Annotated in this window: 7 protein-coding genes; 1 reads left to right on the top strand and 6 read right to left on the bottom strand. The window is 63.5% G+C overall.

Annotated features, from left to right (window positions below):
* The 4 genes from AC1DYX_RS27355 to AC1DYX_RS27370 all read right to left on the bottom strand — a co-directional run.
* On the bottom strand, window positions 1-260 hold a 260-nt coding region (locus AC1DYX_RS27355), incomplete at its 3' end, for a PilW family protein (protein ID WP_477264762.1).
* Entirely contained in the window at window positions 257-679 is a 423-nt protein-coding gene (locus tag AC1DYX_RS27360) for a prepilin-type N-terminal cleavage/methylation domain-containing protein (RefSeq protein WP_477264764.1), read from the bottom strand. The genes AC1DYX_RS27355 and AC1DYX_RS27360, both read right to left, overlap by 4 nt.
* A complete protein-coding gene (locus AC1DYX_RS27365) occupies window positions 667-1,308 on the bottom strand; it encodes a pilus assembly FimT family protein (protein WP_477264766.1) in 642 nt (213 codons plus the stop codon). Before AC1DYX_RS27365 ends, AC1DYX_RS27360 begins: the two co-directional genes overlap by 13 nt.
* Window positions 1,305-1,745: a type IV pilin protein gene (locus tag AC1DYX_RS27370; protein ID WP_477264768.1), complete on the bottom strand. Its 441-nt coding sequence runs from the start codon at window positions 1,743-1,745 to the stop codon at window positions 1,305-1,307. The genes AC1DYX_RS27365 and AC1DYX_RS27370 overlap by 4 nt, the downstream gene beginning before the upstream one ends.
* A 497-nt stretch (window positions 1,746-2,242) precedes the next feature.
* On the opposite strand from AC1DYX_RS27370, the gene AC1DYX_RS27375 reads away from it, so the two are divergent.
* Window positions 2,243-3,058, top strand: coding sequence for a Crp/Fnr family transcriptional regulator (locus AC1DYX_RS27375; RefSeq protein ID WP_477264770.1), 816 nt, complete (start codon window positions 2,243-2,245; stop codon window positions 3,056-3,058).
* Here the strand turns inward: AC1DYX_RS27375 and AC1DYX_RS27380 are convergent.
* Together AC1DYX_RS27380 and AC1DYX_RS27385 are read right to left on the bottom strand one after the other, a co-directional pair.
* Window positions 3,012-4,664: a CHASE3 domain-containing protein gene (locus AC1DYX_RS27380; RefSeq protein ID WP_477264771.1), complete on the bottom strand. Its 1,653-nt coding sequence runs from the start codon at window positions 4,662-4,664 to the stop codon at window positions 3,012-3,014. The two genes, AC1DYX_RS27375 and AC1DYX_RS27380, sit on opposite strands and share 47 nt — an antisense overlap.
* A gap of 202 nt (window positions 4,665-4,866) precedes the next feature.
* A partial coding sequence (locus tag AC1DYX_RS27385) for a LuxR C-terminal-related transcriptional regulator (RefSeq protein ID WP_477264773.1) occupies window positions 4,867-5,196 on the bottom strand: 330 nt, incomplete at its 5' end.

The following is a 5,196-nucleotide window of genomic DNA, read 5'->3' on the forward strand; positions in this document are numbered from 1 at the left end:
TCGCTGAACTGGGTATTGCAGCCGGCGATGATCGGGTCGTTCAGGCCGAAGCCGGCGCCACCCGCGTCGTTGCTGAGCGAGAACAATGCAACCATGCCGTTCTGCATCTCGTCCGATCCGCCCAAGGCAGAACGGCGTGTCCGCTCGGCGTCGCCGACCATGCGCAACGCGAACAGCAGCGCGAGCAGGCCGATGATGACGCTGACCATCAGCTCGACGAGCGAGAAGCCGCGCTGGCGGCTGCTGGACTGGTGTCTCATGTCGCCGCCGCCAGGTAAGACACGATCCGGTGCGCGTTCTGCGCCGCGCCGGTCTTGCGGGTCCAGGAAATCGTGATCGCCACGCGCGTGCGGCCCGTGGCGGGAACGACGTCGACGACGATCCGGGCATTCGGGATGTGGGCACGCGTGTCGTCGTACCACGGCTGCAGGCGCGTGGTCGGCGTCGCGCCGGCTGCCAGCGCGTACGCGCCCGCGTTCGGCAGGTCGACGGCCATCATGCCGAGCAGCTTGTCGGCTGCGATGGTCGCCTCCGCGCGCATGCCGGCGTCGGCCAGCGCGCTCGTCGAACGGGCCTGCATGCCGATCGCGCCGAGCAGGCCGATGGCCAGCAGCACCGCGGCGACAATGGCTTCGATCAGGGCCATGCCCTGCTGGCGGCGCGCGATCACGGCGGACACCCCCGGACGTCGTGCGCCGGCGCGGCCGGGTCGCAGATGGTGGCGACACCCGCCAGCGTCAACACGACGGCCAGCGGCGCGAAGGCGTTCGCCCGCGCGAGCGCCGGCGCCATGTCGATGCGTGTCAGGTGCGGCGCGACGGTCGTGTCGACCCAGCCCAGCGGCGTGAAATACACCTCGGTGGCGCCGGACGGGCTCACGGCCTGGTCCAGGTCGTTTTCGCCCGGCATGGTGCCCGCGCTGCGCGCGATCGAGCGGAAGCCCCGGGCGGGGTCCGGGTCGTTGTCGGCGGCGGTCGTCGCGGTGGACCAGCTGCCCGCATCATCGCTGCAGGGCATGCCCGACGTCGGAAAGCAGATGTCCACGCGCCAGTCCATCTTGCCGTTGGCGGCGTTCTCGCTAAGCACGAGGCGGCTGTGGCTGTTGTGGGCGATGGCCGTGTTGCGCGCGAGCGTGAAGCCATCCTGGTAAAACACGGCCGCCGCCAGGGCCTTCCGGCCCAGCAGCCAATTCGACATCGACGGCAGTCCGACGGACAGAGTGATGCCGATGATCGCGACGACCACGATCGCCTCGATCAGGGTAAAGCCGCGTCCCTGCCGGCGCGGCGTCGCGATAGTGGATGTCATTGCACGCATTGGCCGCCATTGCGGTCGATCCAGCATGAGGTGCTCGTTCCCCACCCGCCCGCCGTCGCGGTGGTGGCACGGTTGCCGTTCTGGTCGATGGTGTAGACGAAGCCTGCCACCGGGCCCGCGCCAGTCGCCGTCACGGTGTACGCGGACGCGGTCGCGCTGCTCAGCGTAAACGTGAAGTTGGCACTGTTGGGCGGCAGTCGATCGAAGCCGACGTAGGTATGCGAACTATTGCTGTTCCAGTAGTCCTCGGCGGCCGTCTGCACGCTGCCGAGCCCCGAGAATGCCTCCGTCAGGCGCGCCCGGATGACGTAGTCCCGGTAAGCGGGAACCGCGATGGCGGTAAGAATGCCGACGATCGCCACTACGACAAGGATTTCGATCAGCGTGAACCCGCGTTCGCGCCGCACGGACAGGAAACGAGTTTTCATATGCAAAGGGGGGGAAAGTTTCCGTACGTCAATATTAGCGCAACCTTGCTTTCTATGGTCGAAAAAAACGATGAAATCGCGCTTTTTTGGCCGCAAAGATACGGTCCGTCTGGCCGAATTAGCTGGAAATTACCAACTTTTTAAGAGGATTTGCCAGATTCACAAGCGTTCGCGGCCGCTTGCATCCCGGTGCCGGAGTATCCGGACGGCATAACGCGGGCTGATACGCATGGGGTCCGGGGCGCCGATTGTCGAGTTGCGTTTGGGGGCAATATAACGAGGGATTTTGGTTGCCTAGGCCACATAAATGACGGGTCGCCGGTGTTTCCCTCTAGTAGGACTGCACTGACAAAACATCATGCATGGAGCCTACATGGGGGCGACAGCTAGTCTTATGTTCGGCAAGAGACTATGGCATTAATGTACACACATCGCGATGAGGAAACCCATCCAAGCAATCGCCCCCAACGATGTAAGTCAGAGATAACGAGGATAAAATGAATAATCTCCAACTCGGTAACGCTGCTCAGAAGAAAGCGCAATCGGTTAACCAGATCCCATCGACCAGTGAAGACATCAAGATGGCGGCCCGACCGGTTGTGAGCTACAGCGGCACCCAACAAAACGAGTTGCTCGCGGCCCTGCCGCGCCAAGACCTGGAAACCCTGTTTGAGCACCTGGAACTGGTTCCGCTGCCCTTCGGCAAGGAACTCTTCGAATACGGCAGCAAGCTGGAATACGTCTATTTCCCGACCACGGCCATCGTCTCGCTGCTGTACGTGATGGAAGACGGCGCGACCACGGAAATCGCCGTCGTCGGCCATGAAGGCGCCGTCGGCGTGTCGCTGTTCATGGGCGAGCGCGCCACCTGCAGCGCCGTCGTCCAGAGCGCCGGCTATGGCTACCGCCTGAAGACGCAATATCTGCGCGACGCCTTCAACAAGGGCGGGGCCCTGCCCCAGCTGCTGATGCGCTATACGAACGCGCTGTTCGCCCAGATGGCCCAGAACGCCGTCGGCGGCCGCCACAGCTCGATCGAGCAGAAGTTGTGCCGCTGGCTGCTGGACCGCCTGGACCGTTCGCCGAGCAACGAGCTGAAAGTGACCCAGGAACTGATTTCGATCATGCTGGGCGTACGCCGCGAAAGCATCACCGCCGCCGCCGGCAAGCTGCAGGACGAAGGCCTGATCCAGTACCGCCGCGGCAATATCACGGTGCTGAACCGCCAGGGCCTGGAAGACTATGCGGGCGAATGCTACAAGGTCGCTAAAAGCGAGTATGACCGTCTGCTGATGGATGTGTCGCGCGCATGAGCGGCGCGGTGTCCCGGCCTGCGTTCGCCGCCGGCGACTGGGCCCTGACCGTCCGCAACTGACTTTGTAACGGATTCTGCAGTTGTATCGCCGCCGGGCTCGCTTTTGCCTGTCCTGGGTCGGCATCGTTCACCGGATTGCTTAGCCTTGCCGTCAGCGCAGGGATATCGAGTGTCGTTCCGGCCAGGGTACCGCCTGACGCGGTCCCGCCGGAGTCGACGCAATGCTCCGTCACAGGCACACATGCATGCACCGTCGTGCCGATGCCATTCCCGCCGCGGTTCACCCGCAACGTCCCACCCAGCAACAACGCGCGTTCTCGCATTCCCAGCAAACCATGCGATTTCGGCCGGCGCATCGCGTCGGGCGGAATGCCGACGCCGTCGTCGCTGACCTCCAGCGTGAACGCTTCCCCTTCGCGCGCCAGGTGCACGACGACGTGGCGCGCCTTCGCATACTTGGCGACATTGTTCAGCGATTCCTGCGTGATGCGGAACAGCGCGATCGCCTGCATCGGCCCGGCGCCATCGACGTCGCCCTCGATCAGCGCCTCGCAGGCAACGCCCGTGACGCGGCCGAAGTCCTCGCAATAACTCTGCAGGGCGGCGGACAGGCCGAGGTTGTCGAGCAGGCTGGGCCGCAGGTCTTCGACGATGCGGCGCTTCAGCTCCACGGTCTCGATCAGCGTGGCGCGGGCACGTCCCAGCGTGGCCGCCTGATCCGGATGAGTGATTTTCAATTGATCGCCCACAGACGCGAGGTACATGCCGATCGCCGTCAGGTTGGCGCCCATCTCGTCGTGCAACTCGCGCGCGAGGCGGGCCTTTTCGTCTTCCGACACGCGGATCAGGTGGCGCGACAGCACGGACAGCTGCTCCGTACGCTCCGCCACGAGCGACTCCAGGTGGTCATTGGTCTGCTGCAGGGCGCGCTCGGCGTTCAGGCGCGCACGGAAGCCGCGCCGGATCAGGTTGTAGAACAGCACGAGCGTGACGAGCGCGGCGACATTGATGCCGAGCCCGCGCAGCGCCGCCAGCCGGTAGCGCTCGTAGAACGATTTGCTGCCCGCCGCCACGAGTTCGTTCTGCTCACCCGTCATGATCACGACCTGCAGCCGGATCTCGTCCATGTGGGTCCTGTCTTCCTGCGTCTGGGCGATGGCGACGATGTCGGAGAGGCCGCCGTGGCGGTAGACGTCCAGCCCCTGGTTCATCAGGTTGATGCGGCGGGTGACGAGGGTTTGCAACTGGGCGAGGTTCTTCAGCTGGGAAGGATTGTCGGCCAGCAGCGTCTTGAGGTTGTCGAACTGGCCGTCGAGCTCGCGCTGGGCCGTGCGCAGCGGACCAAGATAGGTGTCCGAGCCGGAAAGGTAATAGCCGCGCAGGCCGCTTTCCGCGTCGGTCACGAGCAGGTTCAGGTATTGCAGCTTGCCTGTCACGCGGTCGGCCTGCGCCTGGCGTGCGTTGGCAGCCTTCAGTCCGTCCAGGTTGCGGACCAGACTGACACCGTTGAGGACCAGGATCAGGACGCACACGACACACAGCAGGGTCTGGTACAACGGAAGGCTGCGAACCGGCCTGAATCTGGGGTCGGTGGTGAAAAACATCCTCTGTCATTCCTTTCGCAGCTTGGCCTATCCGAGTCATTATAGACCGGGAAAAGTTGCCATGGAGCTCGATTAGGCGTGCGGAAGAGGAAATGTAGCGCGATGACGACGCGCAATTAACAATTCTGCATAGCAAATAACAAACTGCTATTAACAGTTGCAGGCCGAAAGGCAGGGAACCTTGGCTTTCGGCCCACCCCACTCAATCGAGCAGGTTGTTTTTCATGGCGTAGTACGTCAGGTCGCTGTTCGACTGCAAACCCATCTTTTCCATGATGCGAGTACGGTAAGTCGAGACCGTCTTGATCGACAGCGACAAGGCATTGCCGATGTCGGACACGGTCGCGCCCTTGGCCAGGCGCAGGAACACCTGGAATTCACGGTCCGACAACTCCGTATGCAGCGCGGTGTTGGGATCGCGGTCGAAGCTCTGGGCCAGCAATTCGCCGACCTGCGAGCTGACGTAACGGCGTCCCTGGTTTACGGTGCGCACGGCCGTCTTGAGTTCGTCGGCGTCGCACTCCTTGTTCAG

Source organism: Massilia sp. P2_C2 (assembly GCF_056404615.1).